We start from the raw sequence: 19,401 nt of genomic DNA on the forward strand, positions 1-19,401 counted from the left end.
ATCAGGTAATAAACGATATTAATCCGAATAGTAAAGATTTACCTTTCGGAACCTGAATTATATCGAAAGCTATTTTGCTGCATGCACCATAAAAGCAATATTAATTGTTCATCATGAGAAAGCTTTTCCCGCAATATCTTATAAGCTCTACTAATTTGTGCTTTTATGGCATTTACAGACAAATTGTATTTCTCAGCAGTATCTGCATAGGAATTTCCTTCAACACATATCTCGATAAAAATTTCTCTACATCTTTCAGGTAAAGTTGCAATCGCTTGTTTTAGTTTAAAACGTAAATCTGCCCGTTCCATTTCAAATTGAATATCAATAGAACCAATTATATTTTCGGACAATTCCGCATACCGATTCTTGGTTCGTAATACATTTAATGACGCGTGATAAATGAAGTATAACAATAGGAACGAAAAGAAGCCCCCTGACAGATATCATGCCTATTAAGCCATAATTTCACAAAAAAACCTTGTACGATACTTTCTGCCACCACTTTATTTTCCAACATGTGATAAGCAAATACATACAACCCTTTTGAATACGCTTTGAAGACATATTCAGAATAAGCATGATCATCCCTTTTAAGTTTTTCGATATTGACATCCCAAAACATGTACACCTCTGATTTATGTGCAGCAAGATAGAATATTTTCAATATAAAACAAAATCGACGTTTCATTATTCAATTGTAAAGTTTTTATTAGTTTTGTATGAATAGAAGTTTAGTTTATATATTAAAATATATGGAAACAAGAAAAAACAAAACAACCCTGCTTATCATGGCAGCCGGAATGGGATCCAGATTCGGAAGTTTAAAACAGTTGGCATTACTCGGACCACATCACAAGACACTACTCCACTATTCCATTTACGATGCCCTTCATGCAGGATTTGATAAAGTCGTTTTTATCATCCGAAAGAGTTTTGAAAAAGAATTTAGGGAAGCGGTAGGAAAATACGCGGAAAATCACGCGGAGACCTATTACTGTTTTCAGGAAATGGATCGTTTGCCCGCTAACCTTCCTCCCGTAGAACGTGAAAAACCATGGGGAACGGCCCATGCCATATGGTCTGCCAAAGAGGCGATTCAAGAACCTTTTATTGCCATTAACGCAGACGATTTTTACGGTCGGGATGCTTTTCAAAAAATGCATAAATTCACCGCTTACAATCCGGATGATACCTGTTTCAGTCTTGCCGGATATCGCTTAGATTCCACCTTATCCGAAAACGGTTCCGTTTCAAGAGGAATTTGTACTTTCGACAAAGACTATTTTATGACAAGTATCACAGAATGTACAAAAATCATCAGGGATAATAACGGGATCAAAGACCTTGCGACAGAAAGGATATTGCAAGGCGATGATATTGTTTCCATGAATTTCTGGGGATTCACGCCTATGTTATTTGAAGAAATTGAAAAACAATTCATTGAATTTTATCATCAAAACAGAACAAACCCAAAAGCAGAAATATATATCCCTAAAGTGGTAGATACGCTTCTCAACCAGAAAAAAATAAAAGTGAAAATCCTAAAAACAGACGCCAAATGGTTTGGCGTAACCTATAAAGAAGATACCGAATTTGTTAATCAAGCATTAAACCGTTTTGAAACGGAAGGCGTATATACAGACATAAACAAATAAACAACATCAAAAACGGGGATTTAACGGACAATGGACAGAATTAAACGGATATACGAAGCCTTTAAGAGTAGCGGACGATTTATTTCCGCTACCCCATACGGTTCAGGACATATCAACGATACTTATCTGGTGAAAGTAGATGAGGAGGCAGAATATATTCTCCAACGCATCAACGGGAATATTTTCACGGATATACCGAAACTGGTCCGTAATAAAGAGCTGGTTTGCGGCCATATTCGCAACCGCCTGATCAAACACAAGATTAACGATATTACCAGAAAGTACATCACTTACTTTTACACGAATAAAGGAAAACCGTATTATAAAGATTACGACGGTAATTATTGGACTCTTGCACTATTCATCAAAGGATCAAAAAACTATGAGGTAATCACCTCAATTTCTATGGCATATGAATTCGGCATAGGATTAGGAGAATTTGAAAACCGCATATCCGATTTTGATGCCTCGCTTTTAATCGAAACCATCCCCGGTTTTCATAATGTCGTCTATAGGCAAAAAGAGTTACAGAATGCCCTTTCGAAAGCAGAAGACGAGAAAAAAGAAAAGAGCCGGGAGTTGGTAGAATATCTCTTTTCCTTAGACGCAGAGATGCTTGAATTTCAAAAAATGAAGGACGATAATCATTTTCCTTTACGAGTTACCCATAACGACACCAAAGTAAATAATCTTTTATTCGATGGGAATAATCACCCCTTGTGCATGATCGATCTGGATACCGTTATGCCAGGTATCGTACATTACGATTTCGGAGATGCCGTAAGATCTTGTTGCAACACGGCCGGAGAAGAAGCAACAAACCTGAAGCAAGTCCATTTTAACATGGAATATTTCAAAGCTTTCTGCACCGGATTCATGGAAAAAACCAAACATCTACTAACCCGCAAAGAGAAAGAAACAATCGGTTTTTCTTGTAAGCTAATGACTTATCTACAAGCTACTCGCTTTTTAACCGACTATCTTCAAGGAGATCTTTATTACCCCGTATCTTACGCGGACCAAAATCTCCAACGCGCAAAGGTTCAGATAAAGTTACTGCAAGACATTTCAAAACAAGCAGATCGAATAACCCAATTTATCTTAGAGAATTGAAAATACGGAGACGAGCTTGAGAAAATTCAAGCTCGTCTCCGTATTTTCTTCACTTTTTATCCTTGCAACAATCCTCCTTCGTTCCCGCCTTAGAGCAATTCTTACCTTCTTTACAATCCGACGTTTCACATTTTTGATCACACGAATTATCACAGTCTCCTGTACAATCTTGCTTTTCTTTTTTACAACTATTCAACTTACAATCCTTACATTTTAATAGTTTTCCGTCCTTAGAGCACATCCCCAGAATCTTTACATCACACTTCGCAAGAGCTGCACTTAACTCTTTTACGGTATTCTTATCCATTCTGAATGTCAATAAAATAGTAGAATCTTTCAGATTAACTTTAAGATCCTTTACCCCTTTCTCAAAAGGAATATTCTTTTCTACCTTTGCTTTACATTTAGGACAATGAATATCCGTTTTAAAAATCACAGTCGTATCTTTTTTGGTCTGAGCATTTACTGTCAACCCTACGGTTAGAAACATCACTAACGTACAAATCATTTTTATTGTTTTCATGATCAAATGTTTTTTAATTGTTTAATATGGAGCATTTCAAATATATGTATTCTATTTTTAAATTCGGGATTATTGTTTATGATTCCCTATCCAAGGCAAAGCGTATTCCGATATAAAATTTACGCCCATGAACAGGTCCCCAGATTTTCGAGGAATCGAAATATTTTCCCCAAGGATCGTCCGAGGCTATCACCGGGTGTTTTTGTTTAAAATCGCCAATATTTTCACATCCCCCGTATACACTCCAGCGACGGAAAAACTTACTTATCTGTGCATTCATTAACTGAAAAGCTCTAAAACTACTCCCCGTTTGATACTCCTCATGGATTCCTGTCTGGCGAGGCATCCTTCCTCCCCCGTTAAATTGAGTCGTAAAATCAAACTGCCATTTTCTCATATTAGTATGATAGGATAAATTCAACAACCCTTTATAACGGCTGACCAAAGGAAGCATTTCTGTCTTTCCTCCATGAAACGTTGTTTTAACATCGTTATAACGATAAGCGGCTAAAAGGTCCAAACGAGGAATTACCTCATATTGCATCTCGATTTGATAACTATTGGAGTAAGATTTTCCCTCTAAATTATAAAAATTTACCCGATCAAAAGCCGTTTCGTTATCAACTACCACTTGATCCGTAAACCTGGTATGATAATAATCAGCAGAAATCGATAATATCCGATCAAACAAATAGAATTTACGGTTCAGATTTACACCTGCATTCCAAGCATCTTCCATTTTTAAATGATCTAATTCACCCGGGTTTTCAGCCAATATTTTTCCATTAACATAGATACCCGCCGAAGACGCCAATAGATAGCTATTCTCTGCCAAAATATTAGACATACGTAATCCTCTTCCGGCTGTAAGCTTCAAATGGGTCATTTCGTCCGGCCTAAACATGAGATGAAGCCGGGGAGTTATAAAATTCCCGTACAAATTATGATGATCGTACCTTAAGCCGGCCATAAGGGTAAATTTTTTATCAAAAAACATTCCGGTATATTGAAAAAAAGCACCCACAACTTTCTCTTGACGTTCAAAATTAGCCGGATTCGTAACCATAGCAATATCACCCGTAAAGTAACGATCCTGAAAATCTTCGTCATAATCGTCGTAATTGAAGTTCACTCCTGTCGAGTACTGCTGATCCGGATTGGAACCGAATATAGACTGAAAGATATAATTCAAGTAAAGATTCCTCTGACGGGCATCATATCTTTTGAGTCCGTAATACGAATCCTGATCATGATCCGTATAATTTACCATAAGGGCCATACTCGTGTATTCGTACTGCGGCATAAGGTAACCCCATTTCAAGAAACCCTCATAGCGTCTCGTGTCTATTCCGATTCGATACAATGGGTCCGAACCCATATGGCCCGAGTTGTGATTACTCTCTCCTCCTTTCCGTTTCTCATCCAAAAATTTCCCCCCGAATTGAAAAAACCACTTATCATCCTTATAAGCCCAGCGATTCATGATATTGTACTGAGTCTTTTCCGGCATATCCGAAAAACCATCCTTATTTCCATCATGTACCTTATCCAACCAGTCGCCATGTATCAAAAACATCGTACTCCAGCGATCATTAAATTTAATTCCGAAATTAGAATTAAATTCGAACATACCATCATCACTGTAATAGGCATTCAAGTACAGTTTTTCACTATTTTGCGGTTTTTTGTAATCAACACTAATTTGTCCGGCGATCGATTCATATCCGTTCACAACCGATCCCGTTCCCTTTGAAATAGAGATTGCCTCCATCCAAGGACCCGGTATATAACCCAATCCATACAAAGAAGAAAGTCCCCGAAAATTAGGAAAGTTTTCCGTCATTAATTGAATGTATTTTCCCGTCAATCCTAATAATTGGATCTGCTTAGCCCCGGTCACAGCATCAGCATACGAAACATCCACAGAAGCATTCGTTTCAAAACTTTCGCCTAAATTACAGCAAGCAGCTTTTAAAAGTTCAGTACCGGTAATGACCTGTTCTATCACGGGACGATTCGTACTCATAACGGTAGACCTCTTTCTGGAAACGACATTTACTTCATCTAATTGTTGTCCCTCGATCAACACGAACTCTACAAACTTATCCGTAGATTTTACTTCTACCGTATCGGATTGAAATCCGATAAAACTGGCAACCAATTTCCCACTAACATCCCATTTAATTTTAAACTCACCCTTTACGTCTGTTATTACACCTTTTGAAGTCCCCAACCAATATACATTAGCTCCCGGTATAGGTTTCAAACCATCGGCCGTCTCTTCCATAACCCGGCCCTTAATTATCTCTGCCCGGGCCATAAAAGCTCCCAGCATCAATAACACAATCAATATATATTTCATCTATTATTTTTCACTTGCATTTTCCAATAAATATACCTCACCTGAAAGGCATATCACCTCATTACAAACACACCAAAAACAAAGGATAAATCTCGTTCATCTTTCCTTTGTAGGGAAACAGATTAAAATCAACAGCGAAAAATACACAGTAACTCCGGAGGCCGGAAGTCGTTAAGGAAAGAAAGATCAATATCGGAAGAACAGGAAACAATACCTGTTATTGGAGGAACAAAACACACCTCGTCTTTCCAATCCTGTGCATCCAAGCATTGAAATTCCATATGTGAGACAGCCCAATCTCCGGATAGCTTATAAAAATCATGTTCGGCATTTTCTTGTTCACAAGCACTTTTTTGAGGATTCTTACAAGAAGAAGAACAACAGTCATTTTCACATAAGGAAATGTCTTCATTCGGAAATATTTGTACTTCTACATAGGCCATCCGACAACCGAAACATTGTATTTTAATTACATTTATCCCGACCGTAGCAAGGAGAAATGTAAACAAAAGTAATAATGCCGGTATGTTTATCCTATATTTTTTCATCGAAGCAAAAATAATTCTTTTTCTCCAAAAATAAGATGCAAGAAAAAGCAGTTAAAAAATTATTAACTCTTTTTTCCATCATATCCACTTATTTATATTTAAATAACAGAAAAAAGTATTACTTTCGAACGCCAAACATGTACAAATGGATTATTCATATCATTCCAGTCAACTATGAGAAACTTATTATTATCAGGATTGTTTATTCTCCTTATCGTTTCTTGCGGGAAAAAATCTAACGTGGAGATAACAGGAGCTATTAAAGAGGCTACTAACGGGACAAAAGTATATCTGGAACAGATTGACGTAGCCGGCAAAAAGATCATAGATTCAACCAAATTGAATAAGCAAGGACATTTTAATTTTAAACTCAACACCACTTATCCTTCATTTTACGCGTTGAAATTTCCAAATAACGAACAAGTAACAATTATTGCCAGTCCGGACGAAAAAATTGAAGTTAGCGGAACCTTAAAAGACATTCAAAACAATTATTGGGTCGATGGTTCAGAAAATTCGTTATGGATCAAATTATTGAATTTTCAACTTCAACGGACAATAACGTTGACAGATTCGCTACAAAAGGCATACCGGGCCCTCCCCGAGGACAAGAATTACGATGGTCAACGGGAAGAGTACTCTAAAGCATGGAGCGAAGCCTTGACCAAACAAGTTAACTTCACACGAGACTTTATCATTAAACATGCGACCTCTTTGGCTGCTTATTATGCCCTTTATCAAAAAATAAATAACAATCTATTCGTATTAGACGAAATCAACGACCTACATTATTTCAAGGTTGTCGCCTCTTCTTTAAGTGCTCTTTACCCGGAATCACAATATACCAAGGCGATCATGAATCATTTGAAACAAATCGGACAAACCATACGTAACCAACAATTGGCCGAAGCGATCAATAGCTCGGAAAAATCATTACCCGATATAAAATTGCCCGATGCTAAAGGAGATTCATTGTCCTTACTTCCCGTTAAAAGCAAATTTGTCGTTCTTGAGTTCGGAGTATTAACCGCACAACAGAGTCAAACTTATATCAACGATCTTAAAAAGGTATATCAGAAATTTAAAAATAGAGGGGTGGAAATTTACCAGGTCTGTCTGGATAAAAATAAATTTTTATGGGAAGACATTGTGAAGAAAAACAAGATTGACTGGAAATGCGTACGGGATGAATATGCATTGCAAAGCCGGATTGCCGCAACATGGAATGTCCAAACAATACCGGCCAATTATATCATTGACCAAAATATGGAGATTGTCGGAAAAAATTTATGGGGAAGCCGATTGGAAGACCGACTGAATGATCTATTGAAAAAATAAACAAACAAATCACCATGCAGAATAAAAAGGTTTATTTCCTTTCCGACGCCCATCTGGGAGCTAAACTCTTAGACAACAATAGGGAGAGAGAGAAAAAACTTGTTTCATTCCTGGAAGAGATCAGACCGGAATGTGCCGAACTCTATCTGCTTGGTGATATGTTTGATTTCTGGTTTGAATACAAACGCTCCGTTCCTAAAGGACACGTCCGTTTTTTGGCAGAATTAGCCCGCTACACGGATAACGGTATAAAAGTACATTTTTTTACCGGCAATCATGACATATGGGCTTTTGATTATCTAAGCAAAGAGTGTGGCGTAATCTTACACACCGCCATAGAAGAAACCCGAATCAACGGTAAAAGTTTTATGATCGGGCATGGAGACGGATTAAATCCTAAAGATAAAGGTTATCTATTCCTTAAAAGAGCCTTCCATAACCGTTTCCTACAAAAATGTTTTCGTCTTATACATCCCGATTGGGGTATCAAATTAGCTCATGCCTGGTCTTCCCATTCCCGTTTAAAAGACAACGGTAAAATAGAAGCGCTGGAATATTTAGGAGAAGACAAAGAAGAGATCGTTCTTTATTGTAAACGAATTTTACAGCAACGGCATTTTGACTACTTCATTTTCGGACATCGTCATATTCCCATCGACTTGCCATTGAACGAAAATAGTCATTATATCAATACAGGAGATTGGATTTCTCATTTTAGCTATGCCGTTTTCAACGGGGAGAAAGTTGAATTAAAGACAGCTGACAATTATTAATTGTAAATTGAAAATTAAACATCAATTACTGAATTCATATTCCATTTTATTCAAAAAATGTATTGTTTTTATATAAAAAGGTCTTAACTTACAGATCGGTATATCTGTAATCAAAATTTTCATTCATGTTAGTAAAGACTTTTGGGGGTGCCGTCTACGGAATTAACGCCATCACCATCACAATTGAAGTAAATATTCTTTGGGGGGCCAAATTCATCATCGTGGGATTACCCGATAACGCTGTTAAGGAAAGTCAACAGCGTATTGATTCCGCCCTGAGAGAAATCGGGCTTAAAATTCCGGGCAAAAGAGTAATCATTAACCTTGCCCCGGCAGATGTGAAAAAAGAAGGATCATTATACGATCTTCCTTTAGCTTTGGGAATCTTAGCCGCAAACGAACAAATACCACATGAAGAATTAAAAAACTATGTCATCATGGGAGAACTTTCCCTAGACGGAAGCCTACAACCTGTAAAAGGAGTACTTCCCATTGCAATTAACGCAAAGCAAGAAAATTTCAACGGGATCATACTCCCCATCCAAAACGCCAATGAAGCTGCCGTAATAAAAGGTCTTGATGTGTACGGATTTCATCATCTGAAAGAGGTAATTGCATTCCTGAAAAAAGAAAAAGATTACCCGCCGTTTTCTTATCAATTCGCGGAAGAGAGCAATTATTTCGATAATGAAATGCAGGATTTTAAAGATGTAAAAGGACAAGAAAATGTAAAAAGAGCTTTAGAAATCGCCGCAGCCGGAGGTCATAATCTGATCATGATCGGTTCTCCCGGTTCCGGAAAAACAATGTTAGCCCGTAGATTATCATCCATTCTCCCTCCCATGACAGCCGAAGAGTCTCTCGAAACAACCAAAATACACTCCGTCGCCGGGAAAATACAACACAACACATCACTTATTATTCATCGTCCTTTCAGGTCTCCCCATCACACCATATCCGATGTCGCTCTGGTAGGAGGTGGAAGCTGGCCACAGCCGGGAGAGATATCACTTGCCCATAACGGGGTCCTTTTTTTAGATGAATTACCAGAATTTAAACGAGCCGTATTAGAGGTCTTACGTCAACCGCTTGAAGACCGTACGATATCTATTAGCCGGGCAAAATTCAGCGTGGAGTATCCTGCAAACATTATGTTGATTGCTTCTATGAATCCCTGTCCTTGCGGCTTTTATAATCATCCGGCAAAAAACTGTACCTGCCCTCCCGGAAGCGTACAGAAATACCTTTCTAAAATATCCGGCCCTTTACTCGACCGTATCGATATGCATATAGAAGTAATACCCGTCGAATTGGAAAAAATTGCCAGCCGGACAGAAAGTGAACCCAGTACCCTGATTCGAAAACGAGTCGTTGAAGCCAGAAAGATTCAAAACCTCCGTTTCAAAAAATATCCCGGTATATATTGTAACGCCCAAATGACATCCCCACTATTAAAAGAATATTGCTTGCTAAATGAAAAATGCATAGCCTTATTAAAAACCGCTATGCAAAAATTCGGACTTTCCGCCCGAGCTTATGATCGTATTATTAAATTATCCCGCACGATCGCCGATTTGGATCACTGTGACCTTATCACGCCCCAGCACATTGCCGAAGCCATTCAGTACAGAAGCCTCGACCGCGAAGGGTGGGGAAACTAAAAGCATTACATTGCAAATTGCAGATTAGGAAATGTTTTTTTAATCACAGAATCCTCCAATCACTTAATCCTTTAATTTACAATTATCAATCTACAATTACTACACTCTACTTAGGATATCTTCCAGACCTTGAAAATGATTTTTATAGTCTTCAACACTACGGCGAATCACTTCATAGGCTTCTTCCTTCCCATAGACATCAATAATCTCTGTATGCCTCTCTTCACCCGGAAGATCCTTATACGTTAAAAAATAATGCCTCAAGCGATCAACTACAATATGTGGCAAATCCGCGATATCATTATATACGCTATAAGTAGCATCATGCTTCAACACGGCTATAATTTTATCGTCTGCTTCATTTCCATCTAACATACGAAATCCTCCTAAAGGACGAACATCGGCAATAATATCTCCATGCGAAATCGTTTTCTCTGTCAACACGCAAATATCCAACGGGTCCGAGTCACCATGAATCCCGGTCCGCTGTGACTGCATCATACAATATTCCGCTACCAAACCGCCACAATAAGTCTGAGGTAAAAAACCGTACAAAGCCGGAACGACATTAGAGTATTTTTGAGGGCGGTCTATCTTTATATAACCGCTTACTTTATCTAACTCGTACTTTACCGTATCCGTAGGAACCATCTCGATAAAAGCCGTTACGACCGCAGGAGATTCCTCTCCGATATCCAAACCGTGCCACGGATGTGACTTATACCTCAAACCCATCAATCGGGCAATCGGATCATTAATTTTATTTCCCATAACTTTTATAATTGAATTTTTACAAGCTAAGATTAGTCTCCTTAGCCTTTATTGTTTGTGTATTCTTTTTATGAAAAAAGTTTGCTCTCGATAAACTCAATTAAAATATGAATAATTTTAATATGAATTTCCTGTATTCGATCCGAATATCCATTCCAGGGGATACAAATATTCACATCGCACATATCCCTCATTTTTCCCCCATCTTTTCCTGTCAATCCGATAACCTTCATCTCTTTCTCCCTGGCAGCTTCAATAGCTTTAATTATATTCAACGAATTCCCTGAAGTACTTATCGCCAACAACACATCTCCCTTCACACCATGAGCTTCCACGTAGCGAGAAAAAACATATTCAAATCCGAAGTCATTGGCAACACATGTCAAATGAGAAGGATCTGCAATAGCTATTGCCGGCAATGCTCTTCGATTTTCGCGAAAACGACCGGTTAATTCTTCAGCAAAATGCATCGCATCACAGAGAGAGCCTCCATTTCCACAACTTATCGCTTTTTTCCCCTCTTGTATGGCTTCAACAAGAATCTCCCCAGCTTTTTCAACCTGATATATATTTTTCTTATCTGCTATAAAATCAGTTAATACCTGCCGAGCATCTTCAAAACTTTTCTCTATTATACTCATCCTTTCTCAACTATTTATTTTTCTCCATTCAACAACCTCTCCACGACCTTTTTTCAACATAGTCGCAGGAACAGCCTGTTTTATATTTTCACAAAGTAAATCGATCAACTTTTGTTTCGCGTAATGTCTTGAATAAATAACACTCACTTCTCTTAACGGAAGATGCGAAGAAAAAGATCTTACCTGTCTCCTTTTCTTCTCGCTCATATCACGAGTTGCCAATTCCGGAATTAAGGTAAATCCTCCCTCCTGATCTACAATCTTCATTAAAGTTTCCAACGAATTGCTTTCAAATTCAAAAGGCAAATCCTTATGCTGAACAGCATTCATTTCACATAAATTAATCACTTGATCCCTAAAACAATGACCATTCCCCAACATCCATATCTCAGGAGTAGCTATATCCTTTACCTCTACGACCTCTTTCTTTAACAATTCATGTTCAGGATGAGCATAAATCATCATCTCTTCATAAAACACGGGACATTCAATGATTTTTTCATCCCCGTAAGGAGTTACAAAAATTCCCGCATCCAACGTATCACGTTTCAATCGATAAATAATCTCTTCGGAAACCAATTCTTCCACCTCCACCTTTACCGCAGGATATTTACGAACATAATTACCAATAAAAATAGGCAACAAATAGGGAGCTAAGGTTGGGATTATTCCTATTTTCAATGAACCTGAAACCTCCTCTTTCTCCTCATTGATAATCTCCCTGATTCGCTGATTTGCCACCAAAACTTCCCTCGCCTGATCTATCAATTTCTTTCCGATATCTGTCGGGACAACCGGTTGACGACTTCTGTCAAATATAATTACACCCAAATCTTCCTCTAACTTCTTTATTTGCATACTCAACGTCGGCTGAGTTACGAAACATTTATCTGCAGCCGTAGCGAAATGCCTGTATTCATCAACGGCAACAATATATTCCAATTGAGTGAGTGTAATCATATTCCTATATGCTATTCAAAAAAATCTTTCACTTTGGAAAAGAAGCTTTTCTTATCGCCGGCTCCCGGATGAAAACTCTCTCCTTCTTTCATCTTCTCCACCAATTTTTTATCTTCTTTCGACAAATTTTTCGGGATCCAAACATTTACTTTAGCTAACAGATCGCCTTTACCATATCCGTTAACATCGGGTAATCCTTTACCCCGTAAACGTAAAATTTTACCTGGCTGGGTTCCCGGTTCTATTTTCACCTTCACCTTGCCATCAATCGTCGGGATTTCCACCGTTTCTCCTAATACAACTTCCGGATAACCGACAAACACATTATACAACAAGTCATTACCGTCACGTAATAAATCCGGATGCTCTTCCTCCTCTATCATCACAATCAAATCTCCGTTTACACCTCCTCTACGGGCAGCATTTCCTCTACCTCCCAAAGACAACTGCATACCGTCTGCCACACCCGCTGGAATGTTGATTGCAATTACTTCTTCCGACATCTGTACTCCTTCGCCATTACAATAAGTACATTTATCGTTAATAATTTTTCCTTCTCCCTGACACGTCGGACAAGTTGAAGTTGTCTGCATCGCTCCCAAAATAGTATTCTGTACCCGTGTTACCTGTCCACTTCCCCCGCAAGTACTACAAGTTGAAAAAGAGGTGCCATTTTTCGCCCCGGTCCCTTTACAGTGCTCACAAGTCACATACTTCTTTACCTTAATCTTTTTCTCTATACCGGTAGCAATCTCTTTTAGGTTCATCTTTACCCGCACCCGCAAATTGGTTCCTCGATTTACCCGACGAGCACTTCTTCCCCCGCCTCCGAAACCTCCGAAGCCACCGAAACTGCCGAAAATATCTCCGAAATGAGAGAATATATCATCCATACTCATTCCGCCCCCGAAACCTCCTGCTCCACCTCCCATTCCTGCATGACCGAATTGATCGTATCGACGTCTCTTCTCCTCGTTGCTCAACACGTCATAGGCCTCCGCAGCTTCCTTAAATTTCTCCTCGGCCTCTTTATCCCCGGGGTTTTTATCCGGATGGTACAATAATGCTAATTTTCTATATGCCTTTTTTATCTCAGCAGCATCTGCATTTTTAGATACCCCCAACACTTCATAATAATCTCTCTTTTCCATTTTAAATTTTAGATTTAAATTTTAGATTTAGCACACACCGTAAATCATTATAAATTTACAATTTACAATCTAAAATCAATTATTCTCCAACAACAACCTTTGCAAAACGAATCACTTTATCGTTCAACGTATATCCCTTTTCTATACAATCGATAACCTTGCCTTTTTGTTCCTCCGTCGGAGCGGGAATAGTGGTCACAGCTTCATGCAAATCCGTATTGAAATCTACATTTTCCGTCTCAATCACCTTCACGCCGTTTCGCATCAGAAAGTCTTTAAAATTAGCATAAATCAAATCAACCCCCTCTTTTAAAGCAACAACATCTTTAGCCTTCTCCATACTTGCCAAAGCCCTCTCGAAATTATCAACCACAGGCAATATCCCTGTTAAAACCTGCTCTCCAGCCGTTTTCGTTAATTCTACTCTTTCCTTTAAAGTTCTCTTACGATAATTATCGAACTCCGCAGACAAGCGAAGATATTTATCATTCATCTCCATCAATTTCTGTCCCATCTCCTCCAGTTGACTCTCCTCTTTCTTACAAGATTTATCCTTCTTCTTTGAAGATTCTTCATGTCCTTCACTTTTTGATTCTGATACATGCTGAGCTTCGGTCAACTCCTCTTCCTGTTTTCTTTTCTTCTCTTCTGACATATCTATATAATTTTTTAAGTTCTACTCCTGCAATTTTTATAGTAAACAAAATCTTTGCCAATAATAGGGTATGCCACATTGACAATACCGCAAAATGCCAACATGGCACAAATGTCAGCCACAAAGGTAGAGATTTGCTCATTGACAGACAAATAAATACCGCTCTCTTTTTCATCCTTAATTATACAATAATCTTACCAAAACTTCCATTTTTAGCCTTTTATTTACAAAATACCGTGATCCGCAAAACTATAAAAACCATGATTACAAATGACCAGATGATCCAATAGGATAATATCTAACGTATCTCCTGCTTTTCGAATCTTCCGGGTTAACTCGATATCCTGATTACTCGGTTCGAGATTCCCGCTCGGGTGGTTATGAGCAATAACAAAAGAACGAGCTTTTATCTCCAAGGCTTTCCGGAAAAGTATTCGCATATCGACAAGGGCTCCTTCCATCCCTCCGGAAAACAATCGTTCACAGGATTTCACTTTACAACCTGTATTCAGGAAAATAACCCAGAACTCCTCATGATCCAAATCACCTATACGAGGTTGGAGCAACTCGTAAATATCCCGGCTGGAAACAAGTGTCATCGTATCAGATTTTCCGGAAAGCCCTCTCCTGCGGCCAAGCTCAAAAGCAGCAATGACGGAAGCCGCCTTAGCAACTCCTACCCCTTTATAAACATTCATAAAATCACGAATACCAAGCCGGGCGATAGCATTTAAATCATTATTATGGTCCGAAAGGATTCTACGCGCCAAATCCAAAGCTGATTCCCCGTCACTGCCGGAACGAAGTAAAATCGCCAGCAGTTCATTCGTCGAAAGAGCCGAAACCCCTTTAAACAAAAGTTTTTCCCGAGGTTTATCATCTCCTGCCCAAGAAGATATTGGAATATACTTACCAGCCATATCCGATCATTTTTAGATATGGTAAGTTAATCCATTTTAAGAAATAAAAAAAATCCTGAGACAAAAATCTCAAGATCAGACAAATAAAGAAATGAAGGTAACGGGAAATCCGTTACCTCAATATCTTAAAACACAAGAAAAGATTATAGTTTGTTCACGTGCAAAGCCAACTTGGATTTCAAGTTTGCAGCTTTATTTTTGTGGATAATATTTTTCTTCGCTAATTTATCCAACATAGCTACAACCTTCGGAAACAAATCCAGAGCAGTTTCTTTTTCATTCAATGCACGCAATTTTCTAACAGCATTTCTCGCAGTTTTTGCATAATAACGATTGTGCAATCTTCTTTTCTGTGTCTGCCTTATTCTTTTTTCTGATGATTGATGATTTGCCATCTCTTCAAATAAATTTAATTCAACTTTCGTAGTCCGTACGGGAATCGAACCCGTGTTACAAGAATGAAAATCTTGCGTCCTAGCCCCTAGACGAACGGACCATCGTAATAATCCTAAAAACTATGTAGTCCGTACGGGAATCGAACCCGTGTTACAAGAATGAAAATCTTGCGTCCTAACCCCTAGACGAACGGACCATCGTTAAATATTTTGCTTTTTGCCCTAGTAGTCCGTACGGGAATCGAACCCGTGTTACAAGAATGAGAATCTTGCGTCCTAGCCCCTAGACGAACGGACCATCGTTTGCCTTTAGCGGATGCAAATATACGGCAATTTTCATTCCTACCAAAAAAATCCTTGCATATTTTTCCACCCCCAACCAATTTTCACGAAAAATAGAACATAAAATTATAAATACCAGCATTTTATACGGATACAGACCTTAAAATCCATCTAAATAACCTCCTGCTCGAGATTTCCAATCAATACATTTTAGCCTCTATGCAATCGCTTTTCAAATAAATACCTTACTTTTGTTTTCCAATCGATTGAAGTTAATTTTACAAATATTCATATGGCCAAACTTTACTTGATCCCGACTCCCGTGGGTAATCTTGAAGATATCACGCTAAGAGCTTTAAGACTTTTAAAAGAGGTTTCCGTCATTCTGGCGGAAGATACGCGGACTTCTGCAAAACTTCTAAAACACTATGATATCAACACACCGTTACTCTCGCACCACAAATTCAATGAACACCAACAAGTAAAAAGAATAGCAGAACGAATCCTACGGGGAGAAGATATAGCCCTTATCAGCGACGCCGGCACCCCGGGGATCTCAGATCCCGGATTTTTATTAGTGCGCACCTGTGTGGAGCAAGGCATAGAAACGGAGTGCCTGCCAGGAGCAACGGCTTTTGTTCCGGCCCTGGTGAATTCAGGTTTCCCCTGTGATCGCTTTTGCTTCGAAGGCTTTTTGCCTCAAAAGAAGGGGAGGCAGAAAAAACTAATCCTAATGGCAGAAGAAGAACGGACAATGATATTCTACGAATCCCCATTCCGTCTGGTCAAAGCCCTGGAACAAATGGCCGAATTATTCGGAGAGAATCGAAAAGCATGCGTTGCAAGAGAGATCAGTAAAATACACGAAGATTTTCAACGGGGAACCCTTAGAGAGCTGGTCGAACATTTTACCGAAACAGGTGTAAAGGGAGAAATCGTATTAATCGTGGAAGGAAAACCCAAAAAAGAAAATATAGAAGACAACACAGAAGAAGAATAAACACATGTAAGTCAACAAGCTAAAGCTTATAACGTCAGAAATCCAACATCGTAAATCTCCTTTAACCTAAAATCGTGAATCTAAAATCTACAATCCCTATGGGCTAATCCTCCGGGGCGGGGACGTTTCCGACGGTCGTGTAACGCTTTTCGTTTACTGTCCTCCGGGACTCGCTACGCTCGAACAATCCGTCGTCCGGACGTTCCGAAAATCGAACACGCACACTCGCCCTTCTCTTTAAATCTAATAGCACTTGGGGACGGGGGTAAAGTGCTATCTTTTGATTTATAATCACGGTTTAGATTGAGTCTCCAGTTCCGCCATCCTTAAATCATCAATCTAAAATCCGAAATCGTAAATTTCTCTCCAATCACAGAATCACCAAATCTCTTAATCCCAATCACTGAATCCTTTAATCCCCGAATCCCTTGTCTCTTCAAATCGTAAATCTAAAATCCGAAATCGTAAATCTCTTTAATCTCTTAATCACTAAATCATTTAATCACTTGTTTTTCCTAAATACTTCCATACCCCGGCAGCACAAACAGCTCCTAAAAAAGGAGCAATGATAAACAACCAAAGCTGGGATAACGCCTCTCCTCCTGCAAAAATAGCGGGAGCAATACTTCTGGCAGGATTAACGGAAGTTCCCGTCACAGGAATACAAACGATATGAATCAAAACCAATGACAAACCGATCGCCAAACCGGCAAAGCCCACCGGAGCTCCTTTACTGGTAGAACCAAGCACAACCAAAATAAAGATAAAGGTAAATACCAACTCTGCCACAAATGCAGGAAAAGCATCTCCATCCGCGTATACATTAGCCCCGGTTCCTTCTAATCCCATTCCGGAAGAGATAATATAAAGGATAGCGGAACCGATCAAGGCTCCTATGACCTGAAACAACATATACATACCTGCATCTCTACTGCACATCCTCCCGGATAACCATACCCCCAAAGTTATGGCAGGATTAATATGACATCCGGATATACTCCCGATAGTATATACCATGGCCAAAACAGATAAACCGAACGCAAAGGCTATACCCAAGAAACCTATTTCGCTACCGGCAATAACAGCACTACCACATCCCATAAGAACGAGAACCATTGTCCCAATCATCTCTGCCACATACTTTTTCATACCTTTCCTATTTAAGTTTTAAAAAATTAAATTTCCGGAAAGTTATAATAAAATCTTTTAAGAAGATCGCTTTATTTAAATAAAAATTTTTACGAACAGACCCATAAACGACAGAAATAGCCAAAACAAAAGCCGTTCGAAAAATAACGAACGGCTCTCTCGTGTATAAATTATACTTATTTACTAAACTTACGACCGCAGAATTTAGCATTATTTCCCAACTCTTCTTCTATACGAAGCAATTGATTGTATTTAGCCATACGATCCGAGCGACTTAAAGAACCCGTTTTTATCTGACCGGAATTCGTTGCCACGGCGATATCCGCAATCGTAGCATCTTCAGTCTCTCCGGAACGATGAGAGGTTACTGTCGTATATCCGGCACGCTGAGCCATTTCTATCGCATCCAGAGTCTCCGTCAAAGTTCCGATTTGGTTTACTTTGATCAAAATGGAATTAGCACATCCCAATTCGATTCCTTTTTTCAAGTATTGTACGTTCGTCACGAAAAGGTCATCTCCCACCAATTGACAACGATCGCCTATACGCTTTGTCAATAATTGCCAACCGTCCCAATCATTTTCACTCATACCATCTTCAATGGAATCAATCGGGTATTTTGTAATCAACTCTTCCAGATAAGCAGCTTGCTGCTCAGAATTTCTCTTGGCTCCCTGAGGGCCTTCAAATTTAGAATAATCATATATACCGTCTTTGTAAAACTCGGAAGAAGCACAATCCAAACCGATCATAACATCTTCTCCCGGCTTATAACCCGCGGCCTTGATAGCACTAATAATAGACTCCAAAGCATCTTCCGTTCCTTTTAAAGCAGGAGCAAATCCTCCTTCGTCACCAACCGCCGTACTCAGGTTCCGGTCATGTAATACTTTTTTCAAACTATGGAAAACTTCAGCTCCCATTCGCAAGGCTTCCCGGAAAGAATCTGCTCCAACCGGACGGATCATAAACTCCTGAAAAGCAATCGGAGCATCCGAATGAGAACCTCCATTAATAATATTCATCATCGGTACAGGTAAAACCTTAGCATTCACTCCTCCTAAATAACGATACAAAGGCATCTCCAAAGCATTGGCAGCAGCTTTAGCACAAGCTAAAGAAACTCCCAATAACGCATTGGCACCCAAATTACTTTTAGTCGGAGTTCCGTCCAGCTCGATCAATACACGATCTATTTCTACCTGATCCAAGACACTCATGCCCAACAAGGCATCGGCAATCACCGTGTTCACGTTATTTACAGCCTTGGTAACACCTTTCCCCCCATAACGTTTTTTATCTCCATCCCGCAATTCCAACGCTTCATTTTCTCCCGTAGAAGCTCCAGACGGTACTGCTGCACGTCCCATAGCTCCACATTCCAACATAACATCCACTTCTACCGTGGGATTTCCTCTTGAATCCAAGATTTCTCTTCCTACAACTTCTGTAATATACATCTCTTTTGCTTTTTAAGTTCATAATAAATTAGAGTCACTAA

20 protein-coding genes and 3 tRNA genes are annotated in these 19,401 nt (G+C 39.1%); 6 read left to right on the plus strand and 17 right to left on the minus strand.

The window, feature by feature from the left end:
• Nucleotides 1-38: 38 nt before the first annotated feature.
• Together QZR76_RS10060 and QZR76_RS10065 are read right to left on the minus strand one after the other, a co-directional pair.
• Entirely contained in the window at nucleotides 39-416 is a 378-nt protein-coding gene (locus QZR76_RS10060; RefSeq protein WP_308573013.1) for a sigma-70 family RNA polymerase sigma factor, read from the minus strand.
• A complete protein-coding gene (locus QZR76_RS10065; protein WP_294142691.1) occupies nucleotides 386-625 on the minus strand; it encodes a sigma factor in 240 nt (79 codons plus the stop codon). The genes QZR76_RS10060 and QZR76_RS10065 overlap by 31 nt, the downstream gene beginning before the upstream one ends.
• Nucleotides 626-755: 130 nt before the next feature.
• Here QZR76_RS10065 and QZR76_RS10070 point away from each other — a divergent pair, with 130 nt between their 5' ends.
• Both QZR76_RS10070 and QZR76_RS10075 read left to right on the plus strand, forming a co-directional pair.
• A complete protein-coding gene (locus QZR76_RS10070) occupies nucleotides 756-1,658 on the plus strand; it encodes a sugar phosphate nucleotidyltransferase (RefSeq protein ID WP_294142692.1) in 903 nt (300 codons plus the stop codon).
• Between the two features lie 30 nt (nucleotides 1,659-1,688).
• Nucleotides 1,689-2,771, plus strand: coding sequence for an aminoglycoside phosphotransferase family protein (locus QZR76_RS10075; RefSeq protein WP_294142693.1), 1,083 nt, complete (start codon nucleotides 1,689-1,691; stop codon nucleotides 2,769-2,771).
• Nucleotides 2,772-2,820: 49 nt separating this feature from the next.
• Here the strand turns inward: QZR76_RS10075 and QZR76_RS10080 are convergent, their stop codons facing one another.
• The 3 genes from QZR76_RS10080 to QZR76_RS10090 all read right to left on the minus strand — a co-directional run bounded on the left by QZR76_RS10080 (nucleotide 2,821) and on the right by QZR76_RS10090 (nucleotide 6,204).
• Nucleotides 2,821-3,294: a heavy-metal-associated domain-containing protein gene (locus QZR76_RS10080; protein WP_294142694.1), complete on the minus strand. Its 474-nt coding sequence runs from the start codon at nucleotides 3,292-3,294 to the stop codon at nucleotides 2,821-2,823.
• Nucleotides 3,295-3,370: 76 nt separating this feature from the next.
• A complete protein-coding gene (locus tag QZR76_RS10085) occupies nucleotides 3,371-5,656 on the minus strand; it encodes a TonB-dependent receptor (protein WP_294142695.1) in 2,286 nt (761 codons plus the stop codon).
• A gap of 128 nt (nucleotides 5,657-5,784) precedes the next feature.
• Nucleotides 5,785-6,204, minus strand: a complete 420-nt coding sequence (locus QZR76_RS10090) for a hypothetical protein (RefSeq protein WP_294142696.1) — start codon at nucleotides 6,202-6,204, stop codon at nucleotides 5,785-5,787.
• 174 nt (nucleotides 6,205-6,378) lie between these two features.
• Here QZR76_RS10090 and QZR76_RS10095 point away from each other — a divergent pair, with 174 nt between their 5' ends.
• The 3 genes from QZR76_RS10095 (at nucleotide 6,379) to QZR76_RS10105 (ending at nucleotide 9,976) form a co-directional block, all read left to right on the plus strand.
• A complete protein-coding gene (locus tag QZR76_RS10095) occupies nucleotides 6,379-7,542 on the plus strand; it encodes a thioredoxin-like domain-containing protein (protein WP_294142697.1) in 1,164 nt (387 codons plus the stop codon).
• A gap of 14 nt (nucleotides 7,543-7,556) precedes the next feature.
• Entirely contained in the window at nucleotides 7,557-8,315 is a 759-nt protein-coding gene (locus QZR76_RS10100) for a UDP-2,3-diacylglucosamine diphosphatase (protein WP_294142698.1), read from the plus strand.
• 125 nt (nucleotides 8,316-8,440) lie between these two features.
• On the plus strand, nucleotides 8,441-9,976 hold the full coding sequence (locus QZR76_RS10105) for a YifB family Mg chelatase-like AAA ATPase (RefSeq protein WP_294142699.1): 1,536 nt from the start codon (nucleotides 8,441-8,443) through the stop codon (nucleotides 9,974-9,976).
• Nucleotides 9,977-10,075: 99 nt separating this feature from the next.
• On the opposite strand, the gene QZR76_RS10110 is transcribed toward QZR76_RS10105, so the two are convergent.
• From QZR76_RS10110 to QZR76_RS10155, 10 genes are all read right to left on the minus strand, one after another.
• Nucleotides 10,076-10,747: an inorganic pyrophosphatase gene (locus QZR76_RS10110; RefSeq protein ID WP_041503043.1), complete on the minus strand. Its 672-nt coding sequence runs from the start codon at nucleotides 10,745-10,747 to the stop codon at nucleotides 10,076-10,078.
• A gap of 68 nt (nucleotides 10,748-10,815) precedes the next feature.
• Complete coding sequence (gene lpcA, locus QZR76_RS10115; RefSeq protein WP_294142700.1) at nucleotides 10,816-11,388, minus strand: D-sedoheptulose 7-phosphate isomerase; 573 nt, start codon at nucleotides 11,386-11,388, stop codon at nucleotides 10,816-10,818.
• A 6-nt stretch (nucleotides 11,389-11,394) separates the two neighbouring features.
• Nucleotides 11,395-12,348: a LysR substrate-binding domain-containing protein gene (locus QZR76_RS10120; protein ID WP_294142701.1), complete on the minus strand. Its 954-nt coding sequence runs from the start codon at nucleotides 12,346-12,348 to the stop codon at nucleotides 11,395-11,397.
• A gap of 11 nt (nucleotides 12,349-12,359) precedes the next feature.
• Complete coding sequence (gene dnaJ, locus QZR76_RS10125; protein WP_294142702.1) at nucleotides 12,360-13,499, minus strand: molecular chaperone DnaJ; 1,140 nt, start codon at nucleotides 13,497-13,499, stop codon at nucleotides 12,360-12,362.
• 79 nt (nucleotides 13,500-13,578) lie between these two features.
• Complete coding sequence (locus QZR76_RS10130) at nucleotides 13,579-14,160, minus strand: nucleotide exchange factor GrpE (protein ID WP_294142726.1); 582 nt, start codon at nucleotides 14,158-14,160, stop codon at nucleotides 13,579-13,581.
• A gap of 218 nt (nucleotides 14,161-14,378) precedes the next feature.
• Complete coding sequence (gene radC, locus QZR76_RS10135; RefSeq protein WP_294142703.1) at nucleotides 14,379-15,074, minus strand: DNA repair protein RadC; 696 nt, start codon at nucleotides 15,072-15,074, stop codon at nucleotides 14,379-14,381.
• 143 nt (nucleotides 15,075-15,217) lie between these two features.
• A complete protein-coding gene (rpsT, locus tag QZR76_RS10140; RefSeq protein WP_041503454.1) occupies nucleotides 15,218-15,469 on the minus strand; it encodes a 30S ribosomal protein S20 in 252 nt (83 codons plus the stop codon).
• Nucleotides 15,470-15,498: 29 nt separating this feature from the next.
• Nucleotides 15,499-15,570, minus strand: a tRNA-Glu gene (locus tag QZR76_RS10145).
• Between the two features lie 24 nt (nucleotides 15,571-15,594).
• Nucleotides 15,595-15,666 (minus strand) — tRNA-Glu (locus QZR76_RS10150).
• A gap of 29 nt (nucleotides 15,667-15,695) precedes the next feature.
• A tRNA-Glu gene (locus tag QZR76_RS10155) sits at nucleotides 15,696-15,767 on the minus strand.
• A 276-nt stretch (nucleotides 15,768-16,043) separates the two neighbouring features.
• Here QZR76_RS10155 and rsmI point away from each other — a divergent pair.
• Nucleotides 16,044-16,751 (plus strand): 16S rRNA (cytidine(1402)-2'-O)-methyltransferase, encoded by a 708-nt coding sequence (rsmI, locus tag QZR76_RS10160; protein ID WP_294142704.1) that lies wholly within the window; start codon nucleotides 16,044-16,046, stop codon nucleotides 16,749-16,751.
• Between the two features lie 498 nt (nucleotides 16,752-17,249).
• Here rsmI and QZR76_RS10165 read toward each other — a convergent pair whose 3' ends face one another.
• Together QZR76_RS10165 and eno are read right to left on the minus strand one after the other, a co-directional pair.
• On the minus strand, nucleotides 17,250-17,900 hold the full coding sequence (locus QZR76_RS10165) for an aquaporin (RefSeq protein WP_294142705.1): 651 nt from the start codon (nucleotides 17,898-17,900) through the stop codon (nucleotides 17,250-17,252).
• A 176-nt stretch (nucleotides 17,901-18,076) separates the two neighbouring features.
• Nucleotides 18,077-19,360 carry a phosphopyruvate hydratase gene (gene eno / locus QZR76_RS10170; protein WP_294142706.1) on the minus strand — a complete coding sequence of 428 codons (1,284 nt, stop codon included), beginning with the start codon at nucleotides 19,358-19,360 and terminating at the stop codon, nucleotides 18,077-18,079.
• Nucleotides 19,361-19,401 lie beyond the last annotated feature (41 nt).

It is taken from the genome of uncultured Sanguibacteroides sp. (assembly GCF_900543425.1).
GTDB lineage: Bacteria > Bacteroidota > Bacteroidia > Bacteroidales > Marinifilaceae > Gabonibacter.

Coding starts and splice junctions, on each gene's coding strand:
- QZR76_RS10070 (WP_294142692.1), top strand. CDS start 756: ATGGAAACAAGAAAAAACAAAACAACCCTGCTTATCATGGCAGCCGGA.
- rpsT (WP_041503454.1), bottom strand. CDS start 15,469: ATGGCAAATCATCAATCATCAGAAAAAAGAATAAGGCAGACACAGAAA.
- QZR76_RS10120 (WP_294142701.1), bottom strand. CDS start 12,348: ATGATTACACTCACTCAATTGGAATATATTGTTGCCGTTGATGAATAC.
- QZR76_RS10085 (WP_294142695.1), bottom strand. CDS start 5,656: ATGAAATATATATTGATTGTGTTATTGATGCTGGGAGCTTTTATGGCC.
- QZR76_RS10095 (WP_294142697.1), top strand. CDS start 6,379: ATGAGAAACTTATTATTATCAGGATTGTTTATTCTCCTTATCGTTTCT.
- QZR76_RS10110 (WP_041503043.1), bottom strand. CDS start 10,747: ATGGGAAATAAAATTAATGATCCGATTGCCCGATTGATGGGTTTGAGG.
- lpcA (WP_294142700.1), bottom strand. CDS start 11,388: ATGAGTATAATAGAGAAAAGTTTTGAAGATGCTCGGCAGGTATTAACT.
- QZR76_RS10090 (WP_294142696.1), bottom strand. CDS start 6,204: ATGAAAAAATATAGGATAAACATACCGGCATTATTACTTTTGTTTACA.
- QZR76_RS10105 (WP_294142699.1), top strand. CDS start 8,441: ATGTTAGTAAAGACTTTTGGGGGTGCCGTCTACGGAATTAACGCCATC.
- QZR76_RS10080 (WP_294142694.1), bottom strand. CDS start 3,294: ATGAAAACAATAAAAATGATTTGTACGTTAGTGATGTTTCTAACCGTA.
- eno (WP_294142706.1), bottom strand. CDS start 19,360: ATGTATATTACAGAAGTTGTAGGAAGAGAAATCTTGGATTCAAGAGGA.
- QZR76_RS10100 (WP_294142698.1), top strand. CDS start 7,557: ATGCAGAATAAAAAGGTTTATTTCCTTTCCGACGCCCATCTGGGAGCT.
- radC (WP_294142703.1), bottom strand. CDS start 15,074: ATGGCTGGTAAGTATATTCCAATATCTTCTTGGGCAGGAGATGATAAA.
- rsmI (WP_294142704.1), top strand. CDS start 16,044: ATGGCCAAACTTTACTTGATCCCGACTCCCGTGGGTAATCTTGAAGAT.
- QZR76_RS10165 (WP_294142705.1), bottom strand. CDS start 17,900: ATGAAAAAGTATGTGGCAGAGATGATTGGGACAATGGTTCTCGTTCTT.
- QZR76_RS10075 (WP_294142693.1), top strand. CDS start 1,689: ATGGACAGAATTAAACGGATATACGAAGCCTTTAAGAGTAGCGGACGA.
- dnaJ (WP_294142702.1), bottom strand. CDS start 13,499: ATGGAAAAGAGAGATTATTATGAAGTGTTGGGGGTATCTAAAAATGCA.
- QZR76_RS10065 (WP_294142691.1), bottom strand. CDS start 625: ATGTTTTGGGATGTCAATATCGAAAAACTTAAAAGGGATGATCATGCT.